General features: G+C 69.5%; 18 protein-coding genes and 1 pseudogene. 13 read left to right on the top strand and 6 right to left on the bottom strand.

What is annotated here, in order from left to right:
- Positions 1-91: 91 nt before the first annotated feature.
- A complete protein-coding gene (locus ACZ63E_RS13955; RefSeq protein WP_465336305.1) occupies positions 92-1,348 on the top strand; it encodes an aspartate aminotransferase family protein in 1,257 nt (418 codons plus the stop codon).
- Positions 1,349-1,350: 2 nt separating this feature from the next.
- Positions 1,351-1,848, top strand: a complete 498-nt coding sequence (locus ACZ63E_RS13950) for a DUF3830 family protein (protein WP_465312772.1) — start codon at positions 1,351-1,353, stop codon at positions 1,846-1,848.
- A gap of 541 nt (positions 1,849-2,389) precedes the next feature.
- Here the strand turns inward: ACZ63E_RS13950 and ACZ63E_RS13945 are convergent.
- The gene (locus ACZ63E_RS13945) at positions 2,390-3,211 is read right to left on the bottom strand and encodes an aldo/keto reductase (protein ID WP_465336304.1); all 822 of its coding nucleotides are present in this window, start codon (positions 3,209-3,211) and stop codon (positions 2,390-2,392) included.
- A 156-nt stretch (positions 3,212-3,367) separates the two neighbouring features.
- On the opposite strand from ACZ63E_RS13945, the gene ACZ63E_RS13940 reads away from it, so the two are divergent.
- The 7 genes and pseudogenes from ACZ63E_RS13940 to ACZ63E_RS13910 all read left to right on the top strand — a co-directional run bounded on the left by ACZ63E_RS13940 (position 3,368) and on the right by ACZ63E_RS13910 (position 10,345).
- Positions 3,368-4,126, top strand: a complete 759-nt coding sequence (locus tag ACZ63E_RS13940) for a PE-PPE domain-containing protein (RefSeq protein ID WP_465336303.1) — start codon at positions 3,368-3,370, stop codon at positions 4,124-4,126.
- A gap of 143 nt (positions 4,127-4,269) precedes the next feature.
- Positions 4,270-5,655 carry an FAD-binding oxidoreductase gene (locus ACZ63E_RS13935; protein WP_465336302.1) on the top strand — a complete coding sequence of 462 codons (1,386 nt, stop codon included), beginning with the start codon at positions 4,270-4,272 and terminating at the stop codon, positions 5,653-5,655.
- A gap of 5 nt (positions 5,656-5,660) precedes the next feature.
- Positions 5,661-7,214 (top strand): acetolactate synthase large subunit, encoded by a 1,554-nt coding sequence (locus ACZ63E_RS13930; RefSeq protein WP_465336714.1) that lies wholly within the window; start codon positions 5,661-5,663, stop codon positions 7,212-7,214.
- A 41-nt stretch (positions 7,215-7,255) separates the two neighbouring features.
- Entirely contained in the window at positions 7,256-8,053 is a 798-nt protein-coding gene (locus ACZ63E_RS13925; RefSeq protein ID WP_465336301.1) for an SAM-dependent methyltransferase, read from the top strand.
- Entirely contained in the window at positions 8,050-8,853 is an 804-nt protein-coding gene (locus tag ACZ63E_RS13920) for an SAM-dependent methyltransferase (RefSeq protein ID WP_465336300.1), read from the top strand. The genes ACZ63E_RS13925 and ACZ63E_RS13920 overlap by 4 nt, the downstream gene beginning before the upstream one ends.
- A gap of 102 nt (positions 8,854-8,955) precedes the next feature.
- Positions 8,956-9,357 (top strand): annotated as a pseudogene (locus ACZ63E_RS13915) (histidine phosphatase family protein); the annotation flags it as partial.
- 181 nt (positions 9,358-9,538) lie between these two features.
- Positions 9,539-10,345, top strand: coding sequence for an SAM-dependent methyltransferase (locus ACZ63E_RS13910; protein ID WP_465336299.1), 807 nt, complete (start codon positions 9,539-9,541; stop codon positions 10,343-10,345).
- On the opposite strand, the gene ACZ63E_RS13905 is transcribed toward ACZ63E_RS13910, so the two are convergent.
- Positions 10,342-11,757 (bottom strand): MFS transporter, encoded by a 1,416-nt coding sequence (locus ACZ63E_RS13905; protein ID WP_465336298.1) that lies wholly within the window; start codon positions 11,755-11,757, stop codon positions 10,342-10,344. The two genes, ACZ63E_RS13910 and ACZ63E_RS13905, sit on opposite strands and share 4 nt — an antisense overlap.
- Positions 11,758-11,843: 86 nt before the next feature.
- Complete coding sequence (locus ACZ63E_RS13900; protein WP_465336297.1) at positions 11,844-12,293, bottom strand: DUF3761 domain-containing protein; 450 nt, start codon at positions 12,291-12,293, stop codon at positions 11,844-11,846.
- A 164-nt stretch (positions 12,294-12,457) separates the two neighbouring features.
- Here ACZ63E_RS13900 and ACZ63E_RS13895 point away from each other — a divergent pair, with 164 nt between their 5' ends.
- The 3 genes from ACZ63E_RS13895 (at position 12,458) to ACZ63E_RS13885 (ending at position 16,357) form a co-directional block, all read left to right on the top strand.
- Positions 12,458-13,516, top strand: a complete 1,059-nt coding sequence (locus ACZ63E_RS13895; protein ID WP_465336296.1) for a sensor histidine kinase — start codon at positions 12,458-12,460, stop codon at positions 13,514-13,516.
- 7 nt (positions 13,517-13,523) lie between these two features.
- Positions 13,524-14,192, top strand: a complete 669-nt coding sequence (locus ACZ63E_RS13890; RefSeq protein ID WP_465312781.1) for a response regulator — start codon at positions 13,524-13,526, stop codon at positions 14,190-14,192.
- A 113-nt stretch (positions 14,193-14,305) separates the two neighbouring features.
- Positions 14,306-16,357, top strand: coding sequence for an MMPL family transporter (locus ACZ63E_RS13885; protein ID WP_465336295.1), 2,052 nt, complete (start codon positions 14,306-14,308; stop codon positions 16,355-16,357).
- Here ACZ63E_RS13885 and ACZ63E_RS13880 read toward each other — a convergent pair.
- Positions 16,354-18,690: a GH92 family glycosyl hydrolase gene (locus ACZ63E_RS13880; RefSeq protein WP_465336294.1), complete on the bottom strand. Its 2,337-nt coding sequence runs from the start codon at positions 18,688-18,690 to the stop codon at positions 16,354-16,356. The genes ACZ63E_RS13885 and ACZ63E_RS13880 overlap by 4 nt on opposite strands.
- A gap of 120 nt (positions 18,691-18,810) precedes the next feature.
- Here ACZ63E_RS13880 and ACZ63E_RS13875 point away from each other — a divergent pair, with 120 nt between their 5' ends.
- The gene (locus ACZ63E_RS13875) at positions 18,811-19,077 is read left to right on the top strand and encodes a hypothetical protein (protein ID WP_465336293.1); all 267 of its coding nucleotides are present in this window, start codon (positions 18,811-18,813) and stop codon (positions 19,075-19,077) included.
- A gap of 41 nt (positions 19,078-19,118) precedes the next feature.
- Here the strand turns inward: ACZ63E_RS13875 and ACZ63E_RS13870 are convergent, their stop codons facing one another.
- Together ACZ63E_RS13870 and ACZ63E_RS13865 are read right to left on the bottom strand one after the other, a co-directional pair.
- Positions 19,119-21,290 carry a 3-hydroxyacyl-CoA dehydrogenase NAD-binding domain-containing protein gene (locus tag ACZ63E_RS13870; RefSeq protein WP_465336292.1) on the bottom strand — a complete coding sequence of 724 codons (2,172 nt, stop codon included), beginning with the start codon at positions 21,288-21,290 and terminating at the stop codon, positions 19,119-19,121.
- A gap of 8 nt (positions 21,291-21,298) precedes the next feature.
- Positions 21,299-22,510 (bottom strand): acetyl-CoA C-acetyltransferase, encoded by a 1,212-nt coding sequence (locus ACZ63E_RS13865; RefSeq protein WP_465336291.1) that lies wholly within the window; start codon positions 22,508-22,510, stop codon positions 21,299-21,301.
- Between the last annotated feature and the right edge of the window lie 122 nt (positions 22,511-22,632).

Below are 22,632 nucleotides of genomic sequence, written 5' to 3'. Positions count from 1 at the left end.
CCGACTGCTCCTCACGTGTTGTCCCGAGGGCCATGCTATGGATATTGTCAACAATCGACAACCCGCTCAACCGACCAAGGAGCACGCTGCCATGGCCCAGCTATCTCCGCTGCTCAAGCAGGCAACGCCCGTCGTGGTCGACCACGGTGAAGGGGTTTACCTCTACGACGTCGACGGCAAACGCCACCTCGACTTCACCGCCGGCATCGGCGTGACGAGCACCGGGCACTGTCACCCACACGTCGTGCGCGCGGCGCAGGAGCAGATCGGCAAGCTCGTCCACGGGCAGTACACGACCGTGATGCACCAGCCCCTGCTCGAGCTGACAAAACGGCTCGGCGACGTCCTGCCGAGCGGGCTCGACTCGCTCTTCTACTCGAACTCGGGCAGCGAAGCCGTCGAAGCTGCGTTGCGGCTTTCGCGGCAGGCGACAAAACGTCCGAATGTCATCGTCATGCAGGGCGGCTTCCACGGCCGAACCGTCGCGGCGGCGTCGATGACGACGTCCGGAACGCGGTTCAGCGCCGGCATCGGCCCGCTGATGGCGGGCGTGCACGTCGCGCCGTTCCCCTACGCCTACCACTACGGCTGGGACGAGCAGACCGCCACGAAGTTCGCGCTGCGCGAGCTGGACTACCTGTTCCAGACGGTCAGCGCGCCCAACGAGACCGCCGCGATCTTCGTCGAGCCCGTGCTCGGCGAGGGCGGGTACGTCCCGGCCAACACGGAATTCATGGCCGGGCTGCGCGAGCGCGCGGACCGGCACGGGATCCTGCTCGTCGTCGACGAGATCCAGACCGGTTTCGGCCGCACCGGGAAGTTCTGGGGGCACGACCACTTCGACGTCTCCCCCGACATCGTGCTCATCGCGAAGGGCCTGGCCAGCGGCTTCCCGCTGTCGGGCATCGCTGCTTCGCAGGAGCTGATGGCGAAGGCGCTCCCGGGTTCCCAGGGCGGCACGTACGGCGGCAACGCCGTCTCGTGCGCCGCGGCGATCGCGACGCTCGAGGTCATCCAGCAGGAGAACCTGGTGGAGAACGCCGCCGAGCGCGGACGCCAGCTGCTCGAAGGCGCGCGAGTGATCGCGGACAAGACGCCGGCCATCGGCGAGGTGCGGGGGCTCGGCCTGCTGGTCGGTTCGGAGTTCACCACCGCCGAGGGCGAGCCGGACGCCGCGACCGCGGCCGCCGCGCAGCAGACCGCCGCCAAACACGGGCTGCTGCTGCTCACCTGCGGGCCGTACATGAACGTCGTGCGCATGGTGCCGCCGCTGATCGTCAACGCCGAACAGGTCGACGACGCGCTGCGCACCTGGGGCGAAGTCGTCGCCTCCGTCACGGGGAGCTGAGCATGGCCCGGTACATCACGATCACCCTGGACAAGCGCGGGGTGACCTGCCGGGCGAGGCTGCTCGACGACGAGGCGCCGCGCACCTGCAAAGCGGTGTGGGACGCGTTGCCGCAGAGCGGCTCGGCCTATCACGCGAAGTACGCGCGCAACGAGGTCTACACGCTCGTGCCGCCGTTCGCGGAGCCGAAGCCCGGGCGGGAGAACCCGACGATCACGCCGATCCCCGGTGACGTCGTGTACTTCGGGTTCGAAGCCTGGGAGATCGGCAACCCGGCGTACGGCTACGACGAAGACAGCGAAGCGCACAGCGACCAGGGCGCGACCGACCTCGCGATCTTCTACGGGCGCAACAACCTGCTGATCAACGGGGACGCGGGCTGGGTGCCCGGCAACGTATTCGCCACGATCGAGGAGGGCCTGGCCGAGATGGCGGCGGCCGCGCAGGATCTCTGGTTGCGGGGCGTCGAGGGCGAGACGCTCTCGTTCGCGCGAGCCTGAATCCTTTACCCGGCAAGGGGACGCCGGGTGCGGATCTCCGCACCCGGCGTCCCCTTTTTGCGTTTCCCGCCACCCGAAAGGGTGATCATCGCGAATTCACCTTTCGTGTCCGGTGATCACCACATCGAGCTACGCGAGTGCCCAGGATGCCGGATCAAGGTCGGAACTACCGACGGTGATGTTCACCCCGCTCGCTACCCAGGGTGGTTGACCGCCAAAGCGGGTACCCCGGCGTCAAACACGAAGGGATTACGTGTTTAGCATGGGAAGATTCCGCGGTGTTGGTGTCGTTCGGGAATGGCTCTTTGACACCTCGCCAGCACGGTGAAAACCTGATTCCGCTCTCCACGGAGAGCACTCCAGGGAATCCATGAGTTATTCGACAAGGAGCCATTCCATGCAGATGTTCGCCCAGCACGCCCACTACTGCCACGACATTCTCACCGGCGCGCTGGCGCACCTGGCGCACGTTCTCGGCTGGCTCGTCTGACCCAGGCGGGAGCCGGACGCCCGGCCGCGGGAAACCGCGGCCGGGCCGCTTTCACGCCAGCGCGTCCAAGCGCCGGAAATCGTCGTCGGAAAGCGTGATTCCGGCGGCGGCGCAGTTTTCTTCGAGGTGCGGAATCGAAGACGTTCCAGGAATGGGAATCACCACCGGTGAACGGCGGAGCAACCAGGCGAGGGACACCTGAGCGGGTGTCGCACCGAGGCCGGCCGCGACCTTTCCGAGCGCTCCGCCCGCCGTCGCGTGGTCACCCCGCGCGATCGGCAGCCACGGGACGAACGCGATCCCCTCGCGCTCGCAGTACTCGAGAACGTCGTCCGACGCGCGGTCCGTCAGGTTGTAGCGGTTCTGCACGCTCGCGATGGGCGTGATGGCCCGCGCTTCGGCGAGCTGCGCCACGCTGACCTCGGACAACCCGATCCGGGCGACCTTGCCCTCCGTCCGCAGCCGGGCGAGCGCACCGATCTGGTCGGCGAGCGGCACCTGCGGGTCGAGGCGGTGCAGCTGCAGCAGCTCGAGCCGTTCGACGCGCAGCCGCCGCAGCGAGAGTTCCGCCTGCTGCCGCAGGTACTCGGGCCGGCCGAGCGGCACCCACTCGCCCCGGCTCGGGCGCGCGTGGCCGCACTTCGTCGCCACGAGCAGCCCCGGATAGGGGTGGAGCGCGTCGGCGAGCAGCTCTTCGTTCAATCCCAGGTCATAGGCGTCGGCGGTGTCGAAGAAGGTCACGCCGAGCTCGGCCGCGCGGCGCGCGACGGCAGCGGCGCCGTCGGGCACGTGGTCCCATTCCGTGAGCCGCATGGCGCCGAAACCCAGCCGCCGCACGGAAAAGCCGTCTTCGAAGGTGTGCGTCGATGTCATGCCGGGAAGCATCACCCGGCGCGGAGTCACCCACCAGAGATTTAGTCAGGACTAAATCCTCGTCTGTAATCGGCTGATCACCGGTTTCATCCGGATTTCATCAACCCTCCCTAACGTCCGCCGCGGCAGTGATCAACTGACGGAGGGGACTGCGAAGTGAAGAGGTTGAAACGGCTTTCGCTGATCGGCGCCGCAGTGGCGGCGCTCGTCACCGGATTCGTCACCACACCAGCCGCGCACGCCGAAGGCGCGCACTACTACATCCTGATCGGCGGGACCTGCAACGGGAACGCGGACCAGTACCAGGAACCGTGGCTGCGCGGCGGGATCCGCAAGGTCGTGAACTACCCGGCCGGCGCGTCCGGGCTCCCGGGACCGTGCGGCGCGACACCGATGGACCAGAGCGTCGCCATCGGCCGTGAGGAGGCGAAGCGCATCGCCCAGGATTCGTTCAACGAGGACCCGGGCGGCGAGTTCACCGTCGTCGGGTACTCGCAGGGCGCGATCGTCGCGAACTTCCTGCTGAACGACATCGCGGACGGCGTCGTGAACGTCGACCGCGGCCACTTCAACGCGAAGCTGTATGCCGACCCGATGCAGCCGGTCGGCCCGCCCGGGCTCGGCATCAGCGCGGTGATCCCGGCCGGCGCGGGCGCGCCGTCGCCGTTCGGCGGGTACGTCTCGTTCGGCCCGGGCCGAACGGACTTCGGCGGCATCCCGTACATCCGCTACTGCATCCAGACCGACGGCGTCTGCCACTTCAACACGCCCGAGGCGCCGGGCGGCTACTTCGCCCAGCACTGGTGCTACGTCGAACGCCCGATCATGGCCGACACGCTCGCCGACGGGGTCTACACGAACTCGTCGATCGAGCTGCCGCGCCAGGACTGCCGGCCGCCCTGGCCGATCGGCTGAGTCACTTCTCCGGGCGGGCGCCGGCCCGGCGTCCGCCCGGACTCGTCCACGTCCGAAGAACATGAAAATCCTTCATAGCGGCGTACCGGCGGTACGTACTACGCTGCGGTAACCACAGCAACGGCGCGGAGGAGAGACTGTCGATGGGCGACGTGGCAGCACGGCTGGCCGAGATCGTCGGGGACAAGAACCTGCTGACCGGCGACGCGATCTCCGAGGACTACGCGCACGACGAAGCGTTGACGGCGGAGCCGCAGAAGCCCGCGTACGTCGCGAAGCCGGCAACCGCCGAAGAGGTCGCGGAGCTGCTGAAAGCCGCTTCGGAGCACAACGTGCCCGTGACCGCGCGCGGCTCCGGAAGCGGCTTGTCCGGAGCTGCACGTCCCCGCGCGGACGGCCTGCTGATCTCCTTCGAGCGCATGAACGCAGTCCTGGAAGTCGACACCGGGAACCACGTCGCCGTTGTGCAGCCCGGGGTCACGCTCGCCGAGCTCGACGTCAAGACCGCCGAAGCCGGGCTCAGCTACACCGTCTATCCCGGTGAGCTCAGCGCGAGTGTCGGCGGGAACGTCGGCACCAACGCCGGCGGGATGCGCGCGGTCAAATACGGCGTCACGCGCAACAACGTGCTCGGCCTGCAGGCCGTGCTGCCGACCGGCGAGATCATCCGGACCGGCGGCAAGACGTCGAAGATCTCCACCGGCTACGACCTCACGCAGCTGATCATCGGCTCCGAGGGCACCCTCGCGCTGGCCACCGAAATCACCGTCAAGCTGCACCCGCGGCTCACCCACGGCGCCACCGTGCTCGCCCCCTTCGGCGACTTCGACCAGGTCATGGCCGCCGTCCCGGCGATCGTCTCCAGCGGGCTCGCGCCGCACATCCTCGAGTACATCGACAACATGACGATGGCCGCCATCGTCTACAACGAGAAGCTCGAGCTCGGCGTCCCGGACAAGATCCGCGAGACATGCGACGCATACCTGGTCGTAGCGCTGGAGAACCGCGAGGGCGGGCGACTCGAAGAGGACGTCGAAACCGTCGGCGAGCTGCTCGGCGAGCTGGGCGCGGTCGACGTCTACGTCCTGGACGGCGGTGCCGCGCGCAAACTCATCGAGGCCCGCGAGAAGGCCTTCTGGACCGCGAAGGCGGTCGGCGCCGACGACGTGATCGACGTCGTCGTCCCGCGGACCGCCATGCCGCAGTTCATCACCAAGGCGCGGGAGCTCGCGATGGCCGCGGGCGGCGGCGCACTCGGCTGCGGGCACGCCGGCGACGGCAACGTCCACCTCGGGATCTTCTGCAAAGACGCGGACCGGCGGAAGCAGCTGCTCACCGATATCTTCTCCTTCGCCATGGAGCTGGGCGGCGCGATCTCCGGCGAGCACGGCCTCGGCCGCACCAAGGCGGGCTACCACCAGGCACTCGAGGATCCGGCGAAGATCGAGCTGATGCGCCGGATCAAGCAGAGCTTCGACCCCGCCGGGATCCTCAACCCCGGCGTTCTCTTCCCCGAAGGAACCGCATGAGCGAGATGAACGGCGCCCAGTCCCTGATCCGCACGCTGGTCGACGCCGACGTCGACGTGTGCTTCGCGAACCCCGGCACGTCGGAGATGCACTTCGTCGCCGCACTCGACTCCGTTCCGGAGATGCGCGGCGTGCTCGCGCTGTTCGAAGGTGTGGTCACCGGCGCCGCCGACGGTTACGCGCGCATCGCCGACAAGCCCGCCGCGACGTTGCTGCACCTCGGCCCCGGCCTGGGCAACGGCCTCGCGAACCTGCACAACGCACGTCGTGCGCACACGCCGATCGTCAACATCGTCGGCGACCACGCGACCTACCACAAGCAGTACGACGCGCCGCTGGAATCGGACATCGAGGCGGTCGCGGGCTCGCTGGAAGGCTGGGTGCGCCGCTCGGAGCACACCAAGGACGTCGGGGCCGACGCCGCCGCCGCGGTCGCCGCCGCGCAGGACGCGCCCGGCCGCGTCGCCACGCTGATCCTGCCCGCCGACGCGTCGTGGGGCGAAGGCGGCGAGACGTGCGCGCCGATCCCGCCGCGCGTGCCGCAGGCCGTGGACGCGACGACCGTCAAGGAGGTTGCCGCGGTGTTCGGCGCCGGTGAGCCGGTGGCGCTGCTCGTCGGCGGCAGCGCGTGCCGCGAGGAAGGTCTGCGCGCGGCCAGCCGGATCGCCGCCGCGACCGGCGCGAAGGTTTTCGTCGAGACGTTCCCGTCTCGTCTCGAGCGTGGCGCGGGACTGCCGGCGATCGAGCGGCTCGGGTACCTCGCCGAGCAGGTCACCTACCAGCTCGACGGCGTCAAGCACCTCGTCGTCGCGGGCACGAAGGCGCCGGTGTCGTTCTTCGCCTATCCCGGCAAGCCGAGCGACCTGGTGCCTGAAGGCGCGCAGGTGCACACGCTCGCGTCCGTCGGCCAGGACGTCACGCGCGCACTGAACGAGGTCGCCGACCTCGTCGCCGCGGACACCGAGCCGGTGCTGCAGCAGGCGTCCCGGCCCGCGCTGCCGAGCGGTCCGCTGACCCCGCAGAACTGGGTCGACGTCATCGGCGCGCTGCTCCCGGAGAACGCGATCATCGCCGACGAGGCGAACACGTCCGGCCTGCCGCTGCCGACGGCGACGGCCGGCGCGCCGCGGCACGACGTGCTGACGCTCACCGGCGGCGCGATCGGCTACGGCATGCCGGTCGCGACCGGCGCGGCGGTGGCGGGACGGGACCGTCCCGTCCTGAACCTGCAATCGGACGGCAGCGCGCTGTACACCATCTCCGCGCTGTGGACGCAGGCACGGGAAAACCTGAACGTCACGACAGTGCTGCTCAACAACCGCGCGTACGCGATCCTGCGGCTGGAGCTGCAGCGCGTCGGCGCGGCGTCGGGCGGGCCGAAGGCGAACGACCTGCTCGACCTGTCGCGGCCGGACATAGACTTCGTGAAGATCGCGGAAGGCATGGGCGTCCCCGCGACGCGCGCAACCACCGCCGAAGAGCTCGCCGAGCAGCTGCAGCGCGCGTTCGCCGAACCCGGTCCGCACCTGATCGACGCCGTGGTGCCGCCGCTGCTCTGAACCGGACTATTCTCCCGTCACACCGAGGACGAGGAGTGGCGATGAGCGAAGACGAACACGCGAAGCGCGGTATCGATCTCGAGAGACCGAACGCGGCGCGCGTGTACGACTACATGATCGGCGGCAAGCTCAACTACGCCGTCGACCGCATGTTCGCCGACCAGATCATCGGGGTGCTGCCGAACGCGCGGCACATGGCCCTGGTCAACAGGGCGTGGCTGCGGCGGGCCGTGCGGTTCGGCGCGGAGCAGGGCATCCGGCAGTTCCTGGACATCGGCTCCGGCATGCCGACGGTCGGGCACGTGCACGAGGTCGTCCAGGCGATCGACCCGGAGTCGCAGGTCGTCTACGTCGACAACGAGCCGATCGCCGTCGCGCACAGCGAGATCGTGCTGGAGGGCAACGACAACGCCGCGATGGTGCAGGCCGACGCCGAGTACGTCGACGACGTGCTGGAGCACCCGACCACCGAGGCGATGCTGGACTTCGACCAGCCGGTCATGGTCGTCATGGCCGCGTTCGTGCACTTCATCCCCGACTCCCGCGACCCCGCCGGCCTGATCTCGAGCTACTTCGACGCGTTCGCGCCGGGCAGTTACCTGGCGCTGTCGTCGGGCACGTGGGAAGGACAGGGCGAGGAGTCGCGGCGCTCGGTCGCGCTGTACGAGAAGGGCGGCACCCCGTTGACCCTGCGCTCCCCCGACGAGATGCGCGCGCTCGTGAAGGGCTTCGAAATCCTGCCGCCGGGCGTGGTGTTCACGCCGGAATGGCGTCCCGACGAACCCCTCGAGGACCCGCCGGCGCTGTCGGGCGGCCTCTCCTTGGTGGCGCGTCGGTGACCGACGAGCACGCGAAACGCGGGATCGACTTCGACAAGCCGAACGCGGCGCGCGTCTACGACTACCTGATCGGCGGCAAGCTCAACTACGCCATCGACCGGATGTTCGCCGAGCGGATCCTCGCGGTGCGGCCGGAGTCCCGGGACCTGGCGCTGCTGAACCGGCGGTGGTTGCGGCGGGCCGTGCGGTTCGGCGCGGAGCAGGGCATCCGGCAGTTCCTGGACATCGGCTCCGGCATGCCGACCGTCGGGCACGTGCACGAGGTCGTCGAGGCGATCGACCCCGCGTCACGGGTGGTCTACGTGGACAACGAACCGGTCGCCGTCGCACACAGCGAGATCGTGCTGAAGGGCAACGACAACGCGGAGATGGTGCAGGCCGACGCCGAAGTCCCGGCGGATGTCCTCGAGCACGAGACCACCGAGCGGCTGCTGGACTTCGACCAGCCGATCATGGTGATCATGGCCGCGTTCGTGCACTTCATCCCGGACGAGCGCGACCCGGCGGGGCTGGTCGCGGCGTACCGCGACGCGCTCGTCCCGGGCAGCTACCTGGCGCTGTCGTCGGGCACGTTCGAGGGACAGGGCGAGGAGGTGCGCCGCGCGGCGCAGCTCTACCAGCAGAGCGGCACGAACGTCTTCGCGCGCTCGCGCGAAGAGCTGCGCGCGCTGGTGGACGGGTTCGAGATCCTGCCGCCGGGAATCGTGTTCACGCCCGAGTGGCGGCCGGACGACCCCGGCGAAGTGGGTGAGCAACCGGAGCTGGCCAGCCAGCTGGCTCTGGTGGGGCGGAAGAACTGAATCGGCTCCACGTCGTCACGCATCCCGAGGCGACGCACCACGTGGAGGACCGGGTCGGCGGCTGGTTCGACTCGGCACTGACCGCCCGCGGCCGCGGCGGCGATCGCGGCGCGGCTGCGCGAGCTGATCCCGGCGGCCGCGCCGATCGAGCTGTACAGCTCCGACCTCCGGCGGACCGTCGAGACCGCGGAACCGATCGCGAGCCTCTTCGGCGTCGAACCCGTGCTCGTGCGCGACCTCCGCGAGAAGTCCTACGGTCTCGCGGGCGGACGGCCGCAGTCTTGGCTCGACGAACGCTTCGTCCCGCCGCTGGCGAACGGCGAGCGGCTCGACCACAACGAGGGCATCGAAGGCGCCGAGACCAAGCTCGAGTGGGTCACCCGCGTGTACCGCGCGACGGACCGTGTCATCCGGTCCGGCGGCGAGCACCAGGTGGTCGTCACCCACGGCGGGTCGCTGAGCTGGGTCGTCGCGGCGTGGCTGGGCCTGCCGCTCCCGGCGTGCGCGCACGTGTCGTTCCGGTCGAGCCCCGGCGGCATCACAGTGCTGCACGAAGACGACCATTTCCACAACCGCACGGTGCACACGCTGAACGACACCCGCCACCTCACCGAGGGCGGTGATCAGCTCACTGCCCTGCGTGTCCGGCTATTCTCGCGTCATCCCCCGAGCCCTGGAGTGGCGGATGACCGAAGACGAGCTCATGCGGCGCGGCATCGACCTCGAGAAGCCGAACGCCGCACGCGTGTACGACTACATCCTCGGGGGCGAGCTCAACTACGCCGTCGACCGGATGTTCGCGGAGCAGGTCCTGACCGCCCAGCCGAACGCGCGCGAGCGGGCGCAGCTCAACCGGCAGTGGCTGCGGCGCGCCATCCGGTTCGGGATGGACAACGGCATCCGGCAGTTCCTCGACATCGGTTCGGGCATGCCGACCGTCGGGCACGTGCACGAAGTGGCCCAGGCCATCGACCCGCGGTCGCGCGTCGTGTACGTCGACCACGAGCCGGTCGCCGTCGCGCACAGCGAGATCGTGCTGGAAGACAACGAAAACGCCGCCATGGTGTTCGCCGACGCCGAGTTCCCGGACGACGTCCTCGAGCACGAGACCACCGAGATGATGCTGGACCTGGACCAGCCGGTGATGATCGTGATGGCGTTGTTCGTGCACTTCATCCCGGACGAGCGCGACCCGGCCCGGCTGCTCGGCACCTACCGCGACGCGCTCGCGCCCGGCAGTTACCTGGCGCTGTCCTCCGCGACGCACGAGCTCCAGAGCGACGGCACCGCGCGCGCCGTCGCGATGTACCAGAAGAGCTCGAACCCGGTCATCCCGCGCTCGGCCGACGAGCTCCGGGCGCTGGCCGACGGCTTCGAGATCGTCGACCCCGGCGTCGTGTTCATCCCGGAATGGCGGCCGGACGCGCCCGCGGACGTGCCGCTCAACCCCGCGGAGTGCGGCGGCCTGGCGTTGGTGGCGCGCAAGAACTAAGCGACGCCGACCAGCTCCGGCGCCACCCGCGTCTTCGGCACGAGCGCGGCCAGCACCACTCCGGTCAGCGCGGCGAACGCGGCCACGGCGAACGTCGCGCGGAAGCCGAACAGGGACGGCACCGGAAGGCCGCCGACGCTGATCGTCAGCTGCGCCAGCATCGCCGCCATCACGGCGCTCGAGATCGCCGTGCCGACCGAGCGCATCAGGGAGTTCAGGCCGTTCGCCGACGCCGTTTCGGTGACCGGCACCGAGCCCATGATCAGCGCGGGCATCGCCGCGTACGCGATGCCGACCCCGGCGCCGATGATCACCGACGCCGTGATGAGCTCCAGCGCGTTGTCCATCAGCACGATCGCGAACAGGTACCCGACCGCGATCACCAGCGCGCCGCTCATCAGCGTCGGACGCGGGCCCAGCCGCGTGATCAGCCGCGCCGACACCGGCGACAGCAGCATCATCACCAGGCCGTTCGGTGCCAGTGACAGCCCGGACTCCACCATCGTCTGGCCGAGCCCGTACCCGGTCGACGCCGACGCCTGCAGCAGCTGCGGGAACGACAACGCCATCGCGTACATCGAGAACCCGACCATGATCGACGCCAGGTTCGTGAACAGCACCGGCCGGCGCGAGGACACCCGCAGGTCGACCAGCGGGTCGCGGCGTCGTAGCTGGTAAGCGCCCCAGCCGACCAGGATGACGACGGCCGCCGCGGCGAGCCCGAGCGTCGGCGCGCTCGTCCAGCCCCAGGCGGCGCCCTTGACCACCGGCAGCAGCAGGCAGAGCAGACCGGCGGCCAGCCCGAACGCGCCGAAGTAGTCGAACGGCGCCGGCGTGCGCACCGGCGACTCCGGCACGAACTTGACGATCAGCAGCACGAAGAAGAGCCCGAGTCCCGCGGCCATCCAGAACAGCACGTGCCAGTCGGCGTTCTCGGCGACGATCGCCGCGACCGGCAGCCCGATCGCGCCGCCGACCCCGAGCGTCGCGCTCATCAGCGAGATCGCGCCGCCGACGCGTTCGGGCGGGAGCTCGTCGCGCATGATGCTGATGCCGAGCGGGATGACGCCCATCGCGCAGCCCTGCAGCCCGCGGCCGAGGATTTGCAGCGCCAGCTCGCTCGACGTCGCGGACACGACCGAACCGGCGATGAGCAGCGCGAGGCTGACGAGGATCATCCGCCGTTTGCCGTAGAGGTCGCCGAGCCGGCCGCTGACCGGGGTGATGACCGACGCCGCGAGCAGCGTCACGGTGACCACCCAGGACGCGTCGGCGGCGGAGGCGTTCAGCAGCCGAGGGAACACCGGGATCAGCGGCACCACCAGCGTCTGCATGAACGACGCGACCAGCCCGCACGAAGCGAGCACCACGACGATCGCGCGCGCGGACCGCCCGGGACGGGACACCAGCACACCCCCGGTGTGTAGTTAGTACACATCATGCAACTTCATGCACTGTACCTACGGGATGGCGGGTTTCGTCTCGATTGGTGCTCTTGTCACAGCCAGGTGCGCACGCCTCCGTGTCCGGAGCAGGTGCCCGAGCGGTGCTGGCTGTAGCTGTAGCTGCCGTCCTTGCAGAGGGCCGTCGCGCCGGCCGGGTTGTCGCTGGGCCGGTGGACGCAGTTGCCGCTCGAGTTCACGTAGTAGTCGGCGCCGCATTCGGCGGGCTTCGGCGCGGCCTGCGCGGTGGTCTTCGGGGCCTTCGGCTTGGTCGCGGTCGTCTTCGGCGCCGGCGCGACGGCCTGTGGCGTGGTCGCAACCGGTGCTTCAGAAGTGGTGGCGGGCGCTTCGGTCGTGACCGGAACGGAATACGTCGGCGTCGAATACGTCGACGTCGGTGTTTCGAGGACACCGACGTTTCCGACGTCCTTAGTCGGCACCGAGCCGACGCCACAGCCCGCGACCAGCAGGCTTGCCGCCAGGACCAACCCCAGTTTCTTGCTCACTCGCACTCCTTGGCCACGCGAATCAATGCCGACTGGTCGGTGACGGGAAACCCTTTGTTACAAACGAAAATCCCGTTCGCGGACGGCGATTACGCTGTGAGCAAATCCCGCCCTTCGCGCACGGCCCCGGCCGCAAGCTGCGCGAAGCGCCCTAAACTCGGCGTATGCGGCGCTACCTACCCGAGCTCGCGGTCACCGTCGCGGTGCTCGTCGGCACGCTCTTCGCCGTGCTCAGCGACCACGACGAGCCGGGCCGCCACGCCGTTCTGGGCTGGGTGCTCACCGTTCTCTGCTGTGCCGCCCTGTTCTTCCGGCGCCGCCACCCGCTCGGCGTCGCCGGGTTCGCTCTCGTCTGCTGTGCGCTGTACTACCCGCTGACCGATCCCGACGGCCTGGTGCTGCTGGCCTTCGCGTACGCCCTGTACGCAGCTGCGGCGGCCGGGCGGATTCGCGGCGCCGCGCTGCTCGTCGTCGCGGCGATGGCGGGCGTGGTGGTCGGCGAGATCAGCTCGCGGACCGGGCGGCACGTCGACAACTTCGCGTTCTTCCTGATGACCGGCTGGTTCGTGGCCCTGGTCGCCGGCGGCGCCGTCACGCACTACCGCGCGGAAGCCGAGCGCACGAAGGAGGCCGAAGCCCGGGCGCGCGCCACCGACGAACGCCTGCGCATCGCGCGAGAGCTGCACGACGTCCTGGGCCACCACCTCGCGCTGATCAACGTCCAGGCCGGTGCAGCGCTGCACCGGCGTGACCCCGCGCAGTCGGAAGAAGCGCTCGGAACCATCAAGGACGCGAGCAAGACCGCGCTCCAGGAGCTGCGCGCGACGCTCGGCATGCTCCGCCAAACCGGCCAACCGGGTCTCTCGCGGGTCGCCGACCTGGCCGAGTCGGTGGGTGCGTCCGGGCTGACCGTCCGCACGGAGATCGACGGCGTCGCCCGCGACCTGCCGCCGGACGTCGAGCACGCCGCGTTCCGCGTGGTGCAGGAAGCGCTGACGAACGTCGCGAAGCACGCGGCCGCGAAGACCGTCGTCGTCCGGCTCGGTTACGGCGCCGACGAGCTGTCCGTGCAGGTCGACGACGACGGCCGCGGCGGCGCGGCCTCGCCCGGAAACGGCATCCGCGGCATGGCCGAACGCGCTCGCGCCCTCGGCGGCGAAGTGACGGCGTCGCCGCTCGAAAGCGGCGGTTTCCGGGTGCGCGCCCGGCTGCCGGTGCGATGATGGGCCGATGATCCGGGTCCTGCTCGTCGACGACCAGCGGCTCGTCCGGGCCGGTTTCCGCTCCATTTTGGACGGCGAGGCCGACATCGACGTCGTCGCCGAAGCCGCCGACGGACGCGAAGCGCTGCAGGCCGCGCACGACCACCACCCGGACGTCGTGCTGATGGACATCCGGATGCCGGTGCTCGACGGCCTCGCGGCCACCCGGCACCTCCTCGCGGACCCGGCGCTCGCAGGGACGAAGGTCGTCATCCTCACGACGTTCGACCTCGACGAGGACGTCTACGGCGCTTTGCGCGCGGGCGCGAGCGGGTTCCTGGTGAAGGACACCGAGCCCGAAGAGCTGATCCACGCGGTGCGCGTGGTGTCCCGCGGCGACGCGCTGCTGGCGCCGTCGATCACCCGGCGGCTGATCTCCGAGTTCGCCGCGCGGGTCACGCGCCCGGCTGCAGCTCCGGCGCTCGACCGGCTCACCGACCGCGAACGCGAAGTGCTCTCCCTGGTCGCGGCAGGCCTGTCGAACGACGAGATCGCGCGGGAGCTCACACTCAGCCCGGCGACGGCGAAGACACACGTCAGCCGGATCATGACCAAGACCGGCACGCGCGACCGCGCACAGCTCGTCGTCCTCGCGTACGAGTCCGGCGCGGTGACGCCGCGCTGGCTCACCCCCTAGCCGTACTCCCGCGGGGGTACGGGAAACGCCTTAAGGGACACCGCCGGGAGCACGTCAAGTGTCCTCCGCCGCGCGACGCGGAGTAGGGCCTCACCGGCGAATCCTTGTCGCCCATGGACACCATCACTCGCACCACCGGGGGACGGCTGGCGCGCTTGGCCGGCTGGGCGCAGCGTCACCGGTGGCTCGCCGTCGCACTCTGGGCGCTGGTTCTCATCGGCGTCACGTTCACCTCTCGTCTGGCCGGCGACTCCTACCACGACGACAACTCGCTTCCGGGCACCGAATCCCAGCAGGTCGTCGACCTGCTGCAGCACACCGCGCAATCGGGCGCGAGCGCGCAGATCGTCTTCAAAGCCGAGAACGGGCTCGCAGGTCAGCGCGCTGCAGTCGATGCAGTTCTGGGAAATGTCCGATTGCAGCCGCACGTGAGGGCAGTGACCGAGCCGTTCGAGACACTGTCGCCCGACGGCCGGATCGGCTACGCGACCGTCACCTTCGACGCAGCGTCGGCCGACCTCCCGTACGACGACCTCGTGAAGTTCGCCGACGTCGCGAAACAGACCGGCGCTGTGCAGGTCGCGCTCGCCGGCGATCCGGTCGAGCGGGTCTCGGGAGGCGGCGGGCCCGCGGAGGGCGTCGGGCTGCTGGCCGCGCTGGTCATCCTCGTGTTCCTGTTCCGCTCACTGCTCGCGGCCGGCCTGCCGGTGATCACCGCGGTGTTCGCCGTCGGCAGCACGCTGGGCGTGATCACGCTCGTCTCGCACTACGTCGACATCGCGAGCTACACCGCGCCGCTGATGATGCTGGTCGGGTTCGGGGTCGGCGTCGACTACGCGCTGCTGATCTTCTCGCGCTACCGCGGCGAGATCCTCGCCGGACACGACCGCGACAGCGCGGCGCGGCGAGCCCTCGACACTGCCGGCCGTTCGGTGCTGTTCGCCGGGACCACGGTCATCATCGCGCTGCTCGGCCTGCTCGCGCTCGGGCTCGGCGGGCTGCGCGGGGTGGCGGTGGCCGTCGCGCTGACCGTCCTGATGACGATGCTCGCGTCGGTGACGCTGCTCCCAGCGCTGCTGTCGCTGTTCGGCAACCGGCTCGAACGCGGCATCCGCCGTCACGCCGCGAAGCGCGACCACGGCAAGGCGTGGCGCCGGCTCGCCGACGGCGTCCAGCGGCGTCCGCTGGCCCCGCTCGCTCTCGGGCTCGCCGTCCTCATCGGCCTGTCCCTTCCGGCCGCGGGCATACGGCTCGGCTTCGCCGACTCGAGCACCGACCCGGCCGGAACGACGACGCGCCAGGCGTACGACCTCCTGGCCGAGGGCTTCGGGCCGGGCTTCAGCGGCCCGCTCGCGATCGTCACCGAAGACGGCGACCCCGGCGCGATGCAGCAACGGCTCGCGTCGACCCCGGGCATCGCGCGCGTGCAGCCGCCGACGGGCCCGACCGTCTTGGTCTTCCCGACGACGTCACCCCAGGACGAAGCGACGGCCGAACTGGTGACACGCCTCCGTACCGACGTCCTGCCGACGCTGCCCGGCCACTACCTCGTGGGCGGTTCGGTCGCGGCCGCGACGGACTTCGCCGACGCCGTCGCCGACCGGCTGCCGCTGTTCGTGCTGGTCGTCGTCGGGTTGTCGGCGCTGCTGCTGATGGTCGTGTTCCGGTCGATCCTCATCCCACTCAAGGCCGCGCTGCTGAACCTGCTGAGCATCGGCGCCTCGCTCGGCGTCATGACGCTGGTGTTCGGCGACGGCTGGTTCGGCGCGCAGCCCGGACCGATCGAGGCGTTCGTGCCGGTGATGATCTTCGCGATCGTGTTCGGGCTGTCGATGGACTACGAGGTCTTCCTGGTCTCGCGCATGCACGAAGAATGGCGCCGCACCGGCGACGCGCGGCTGGCGGTGCGCGAAGGTCTCGCGTCGACCGGCGGCGTGATCACCGCGGCCGGCGCGATCATGGTGCTGGTGTTCGGCGCGTTCCTGCTCGACCCGTCGCGGATGCTGGCGCAGTTCGGCCTCGGCCTGGCGGTCGCGGTGCTGCTGGACGCGCTGGTGATCCGCTGCCTGCTCGTCCCGGCGATCATGCGGCTGCTCGGCGAACAGGCCTGGTGGCTGCCGCGGTGGCTGGACCGCCGGCTCCCGCACATCGCGCTGGAGCCCTAACTCCCCCAGGTCGTCGGCGTCTCCGACAGGCGGAAGTCCAGCGTGCCGCCGCTGCGCTGGAAGGACGCGTCGAGCTTCCAGTCCCGCTGCGGCCGTCCGCCGCGGCGGACTTCCTGGACGTACTTCCCGCTGCCCGACGTCGTGATCCGGATCGGCGCGCCGCCCGCCGGCCGGATCACGGCGCTCGGGAACAGCGGACTCGAGAGCAGCAGCTCCGCGGAACCGGGTGTTCGCGGGTAGAGGCCGAGCGCGGCGAAGACGTACCAGGCGGACATCGTGCCGAGGTCGTCGTTGCCGGGCAGGCCGGACGGTCCGGTCGTGTAGACGGAGCTGACCAGCTGGCGCACGGTTTCCTGCGTCTTCCAGGGCTGCCCGAGCTCGTTGTACAGCCACGGCGCGTGGATGTCGGGCTCGTTCGTCGGGTCGTACTTCAGCGGGCCGCCGCCCTTGAGCTGCCAGTTGCCGTTCGCGTCGTGGAAGAAGCCGTCGAGCCGGGTGACGGCGGTGGTCTTGCCGCCCATCGCGGCGGCGAGCCCGGAGACGTTCTGCGGGACCATCCAGGTGTAGGCCGCTGCGCTGCCCTGTGCAAAACCGCGGTCGCTGGCCGGGTCGAACGGCGTCACCCAGCCGCCGTCGATGTTGCGGGCCTGCGTGTAACCGGTGGCCGGGTTGAAGACGTTGCGCCAGTACTCCCCGCGCGCCTGCAGCTCTGCAGCTTCGCGAGTGCGACCCAGCAGCTCTGCGAAATGTCCGATTGCGGAGTCGGCGACGGCGTCTTCGAGCGTCTCGGCGGCGCCGCCCCAGCAATGGCAGACGTCGTTGGGCGCGTAATGAGAGGTCAGGTACTGCGCGAGGTTCGGGCGCTGGCCGACGCACTGGCCCGGGCAGCCGCCGTCTTGCAGACCTTCCGGCCGCGGGACGGTCGCCTGCTTGTACAGCGAGTCGAACGCGCCGCGGTAGTCGAAGTTGCGGACGCCCATGGCGTAGAACGTCGCGACCGTGGCGGCCGACGGGTCGCCGGTCATCACGTGGGTCGCGCCGTTGACGTGCACCCAGCGGTCCCAGACACCGTCGTTCTGCTTCGCGTAGTTGTAGAGCGACTGCGCAAAGTTCCCGGCGACGCGCGGTTCCAGCAGCGCGAGCAGCTGGATCTGCGCGCGGTACTGGTCCCAGCCGGAGAAGTTCGAGTACTGCGCGTCCTGCCCGCGTTCGACGCGGTGTGGCTTTCCGTCCATCCCGAGGTACCGGCCGTCGACGTCGCTGACGAGGTTCGGCTGCTGCAGGCTGTGGTAGAGCGCGGTGGTGAAGACGATCCGCTGGTTGGCGCTGCCGCCCCCGACGTCGACGCGGCTCAGCTCGGTGTTCCAGGCTCGCTTGGTCCGCTCCGCGATCGTGTCGACCGTGGATCTCCTGGGCTGCTCGGCCTGGAGGTTGCGCTCGGCGCCGTCGAGGGAGACGTAGGAGATCCCGATCCGCATGGTGACCTTGCTGCCCGGCGCAAAGGTGACGTAGCCGCCGGAGCCGCGCCCGGCGCGGTCGTTGCCGGTCGCGTACCCCTCACCGCCGGTCTGGTCGGTGCCGCCGGGCTGCAGGGTCGCGTCCCTCCAGGTCCCGGTGCCGGTGACCGGCTGGTCGAACTGCGCGGTGAAGTACAGGCGGTAGTAGGACTTGCGGTTGTTGACGCCGCCGTTCGCGCGGCGGCCGCAGAAGGCGCCGGTGAGCACGGACCCGGTGACCTTGCGGTTCGCCGCGTCGATGTGAGTCTCGGCGTCCTCGCTGCCGTTGAGTGAGTTCGAGGTGCGGAAGAGCAGGCTGGCCGGCTTCTGGGCGGGGTACTGCAGGGTGCCGATCGCGGTCCGCTCGGTGGCGGCGACATCGGTCGTCACGGCGTTGGCCAGGCCGAGACGGTACCGTCCCGGCGACGCTCCCTCGTCCGCGTGGCTGAAGTTGCTCGCGTAGATCGCGTCGGTGGTGTCGGCGGTCGGCGAAGAGGTGACGTCGCCGGCGAACGGCAGGATCGGCACGTCCCCCGCGGCGCCGGGGTTGCAGCCCGCGCCGTTAACGTGCGTTAACGCAAAGCCGCGGATCCGGGTGGTGTCGTACTGGTAGCCGTTGGCGGCGCCGGTGGATGTCTGATCGCCGCGAGTGCTGGTCGGGCTCCAGGCGAGCATCCCGAAGGGCGCGGTGGCGCCGGGATAGGTGTTGCCGTCCCCGGCGGAGCCGATCAGCGGATCAACGAAGTCGGCGGGGCTCAAGTCGGCGGCGGCTGACATCGTTGTCAACGCGGAGGCGAACAGGGCGGCGGCCAGTGCCACCGTGACGGGACGGCGCATGGGCGGAGATTAACCCGCGTTTGATGGCCTTCGGGCGAACTGGAGCGGACAAACAGGCGGACACGCACTTCGCGCCGGTGCCCGACGCAGTGACAAGTAGATCACCGCGGCGACACTCGAGTGCGGCGCGGCGACCTCAACGGCGCCCAAGTGACCGTCGCGAACGAGAAGAACGAGATCATCGGCGTCACCACTCTCAAGCTGGTGAAGCTCGACGACCTCGATCTGGCAGCTCTGGACCTCTACAACCGGACGTTCACGTTCACCTTCACCGGGATCGAGAAGGGTGCAGCACGCTACGGCTTCCATGCCGGGGACAACACCCGCGCCACCGTCTGGAAGACCGAGGCCGAAGCCGCCAAGGAGGTCGACCTCGTTGTGAAATGACGAAGGCCGCCACCGAAGTGACGGCCTTCGTCGCTCACGCCTTATTCGTAGATCTCGCCTTTGGCGGCCTTCTCCACGAGCGAAGCCGGCGGCTCGAAGTGGTCGCCGTACCGGGCGGCCAGCTCACGCGACCGGTCGACGAAGCCCTGCAGGCCACCCTCGTACTGGTTGATGTACTGGATGACGCCACCCGTCCACGCCGGGAAGCCGATGCCGAAGATCGAGCCGATGTTGGCGTCCGCCACCGACGTCAGCACTCCCTCGTCGAAGCACTTCACCGTCTCGAGCGCCTCGGCGAACAGCATCCGCTCCTTGAGGTCCTCGAACGGGACCTCGGCGGAACCGGACTTGAAGGCGTCACGCAGGCCCGGCCAGAGCCCGGCGCGCTTTCCCTCGTCGTCATAGGAATAGAAGCCCGCGCCGGTCGAGCGGCCCTTGCGGTCGAACTCGTCGACCATCCGGTCGATGACACCCTCCGACGCGTGCGCCTTCCACGTGCCGCCGGCCGCCTCGATCGCCTCGCGCGTCTCCTTGCGGATCTTGCGCGGCAGCGTCAGCGTCAGCTCGTCCATCAGCTGCAGCGGCGGCGCCGGGTAGCCGGCCTGCGAACCCGCCTGCTCGATCGACGCCGGCTCGACGCCCTCGCCCAGCGCGGCGACGGCCTCGTTGATGAACGTGCCGATGACGCGCGAGGTGAAGAACCCGCGGCTGTCGTTGACGACGATCGGGGTCTTCTTGATCTGCAGTGTGTAGTCGAAGACCTTCGCCAGCGTCGCCGGCGACGTCTTCTCGCCGCAGATGATCTCGACCAGCGGCATCTTGTCCACCGGCGAGAAGAAGTGGATCCCGATGAAGTCCTCGGTCCGCTGCACGCCCTCGGCGAGCGTGGTGATCGGCAGCGTCGAGGTGTTGGAACCCAGCACCGCGTCGGCGTTGACGACGCTCTCGATCTCGCCGAACACCTTGTGCTTCAGCTCGACGCTCTCGAACACAGCCTCGATGACGAAGTCGACGCCCGCGAAGTCGGCCGGGTCACCGGTCGGCTTGATCTTCGCCAGCAGCGCGTCCGACTTCTCCTGCGTGGTCTTGCCGCGCGAGAGGGCCTTCTGCTCGAGCTTGGCCGCGTAGCCCTTGCCCTTCTCGGCCGCCTCGAGCGAGACGTCCTTGAGGACGACGTCGATGCCCGCCTTCGCCGACACGTAAGCGATCGCGGCACCCATCATCCCGGCACCGAGCACACCGACCTTCTTGGCCGTGTACTTCTCGAAACCGTCCGGCCGCGAGCCGCCGGAGTTGATGGTCTGCAGGTCGAAGAAGAACGCCTTGGTCATGTTCTTCGAGACCTGGCCGGTGGCGAGGCTGATGAAATAGCGCGTCTCGATCAGGATCGCGGTGTCGAAGTCGACCTGCGCGCCCTCGATCGCGGCGGCCAGGATCGCCCGCGGCGCCGGCATGTTCGCGCCCTTGATCTGCTTGCGCAGGTTCGCCGGGAACGCAGGGAGATTGGCCGCGAAGCTCGGGTTGGACGGCGTGCCGCCCGGGATCTTGTAGCCCTTGACGTCCCAGGGCTGGACGCCGCCCTCGGGGTTCGCCTTGATCCACGCCTTCGCGGCGGGGACGAGCTCCTCGACCGTGCCGACCAGCTCGTGCACCAGGCCGAGCTCCAGCGCCTTGGCCGGACGGTGCCGCTGACCCTGCAGAAGTACGTTGAGCAGCGCGCTCTGGATACCCAGCAATCGGACAGTGCGCACAACACCACCGCCGCCGGGCAGCAGGCCCAGCGTCACTTCCGGGAGGCCGATATGGCTGCCCTTGACGTCCGCGGCGATGCGGTGGTGCGTCGCCAGCGCGATCTCCAGGCCACCGCCGAGCGCGGCGCCGTTGATCGCCGCGACGACCGGCTTGCCGAGCTGCTCGATCCGCCGCATCTGGCCCTTCATCAGGCCGGACGACTCGGTGAACTCGACCGCGTTCTCGGGCTTCGCCTGGATGAGGTCGTTCAGGTCGCCGCCGGCGAAGAACGTCTTCTTGGCGGACGTGATGACAACGCCGGTGATGGAGTCCTTCTCGGCCTCCAGACGGTCGACCGTGACGCCCAGCGACTCGCGGAAGTCGGCGTTCATCGTGTTCGCCGACTGCTTCGGGTCGTCGAGGGTCAGCGTGACGATGCCGTCCGCGTCCTGCTCCCAGCGGATGGTCTTGCTCTCAGCCATTAGTGTCCTCACACCCGCTCGATGATGGTGGCGACGCCCATGCCGCCGCCGATGCACAGGGTCACCAGGGCGCGGCGCGCCTGGCGGCGTTCGAGCTCGTCGACCACGGTGCCGACCAGCATCGCGCCGGTGGCGCCGAGCGGGTGGCCCATGGCGATCGCGCCGCCGTTGACGTTGACCTTCTCCTCGTCGAGGTGCAGGTCCTTGATCCACTTGAGCACGACGGACGCGAACGCCTCGTTGAGCTCCCACAGGTCGATGTCCTCGGGCTTGAGGCCCGCGGTCTTCAGGACCTTCTCGGTGGCCGGGGTCGGGCCGGTGAGCATGATCGTCGGCTCGGAGCCGATCGACGCGGTCGCCACGATCCGGGCGCGCGGCGTCAGACCGAAGGTCTTGCCGACCTGCTCGGAGCCGACGAGCACCAGCGCGGCGCCGTCGACGATGCCCGAGGAGTTGCCGCCGGTGTGGACGTGGTTGATCTTCTCGACCGAGTGGTACTTCTGCAGCGCGACGGCGTCGAAGCCGCCCATCTCACCGATCATCGAGAAGGCCGGCTTGAGCTTGCCGAGGCCCTCGACGGTGGAGCCGGGACGGCGGTGCTCGTCGTGGTCCAGGACCGTGACGCCGTTGATGTCCTTGACCGGCACGACGGACTTGGCGAAGTAACCGCCGGACCAGGCCGCCTCGGCGCGGTCCTGCGAGCGGACGGCCCAGCGGTCGACGTCCTCGCGCGAGAAGCCCTCGATGGTCGCGATCAGGTCGGCGCCGGTGCCCTGCGGGACGATGTAGTTGTCGTACGCGGTGGCCGGGTCCATGAACAGCGCGCCGCCGTCGGAGCCCATCGGCACGCGCGACATCGACTCGACGCCGCCCGCGATGATCAGGTTGTCCCAGCCGGAACGGACCTTCTGCGCGGCGGTGTTGGTGGCCTCCAGGCCGGAGGCGCAGAAGCGGTTGAGCTGCACGCCGGCGACGGTCTCGGGCAGGCCGGCGTTCAGCGCGGCGGTGCGTGCGATGACCGCGCCCTGCTCACCGACCGGGGAGACGACGCCGAGCACGACGTCGTCGATCACCGCGGGGTCGAGGTTCGGGTGGCGGACCTTGAGCTCTTCGATCAGGCCGACCACCAGGTCGACCGGCTTGGTGCCGTGCAGGGCACCGCCCTTGTTCTTGCCGCGAGGCGTGCGGATCGCCTCGTAGATGTAGGCCTCGCTACTCACAGAACCTCTCCTCGCGAGCGGTGGACGTCGTCGTTCCGTGGCCGATGATACCGACCGGTAGTGCTAATGGCCATTAACATATCGCCGGATAACCCCATGGTGTCAATGGGTTGCGGGTGTGC

Source organism: Amycolatopsis sp. NPDC104819, assembly GCF_055583145.1.
This window is presented reverse-complemented; position numbering and strand designations above follow the sequence as displayed.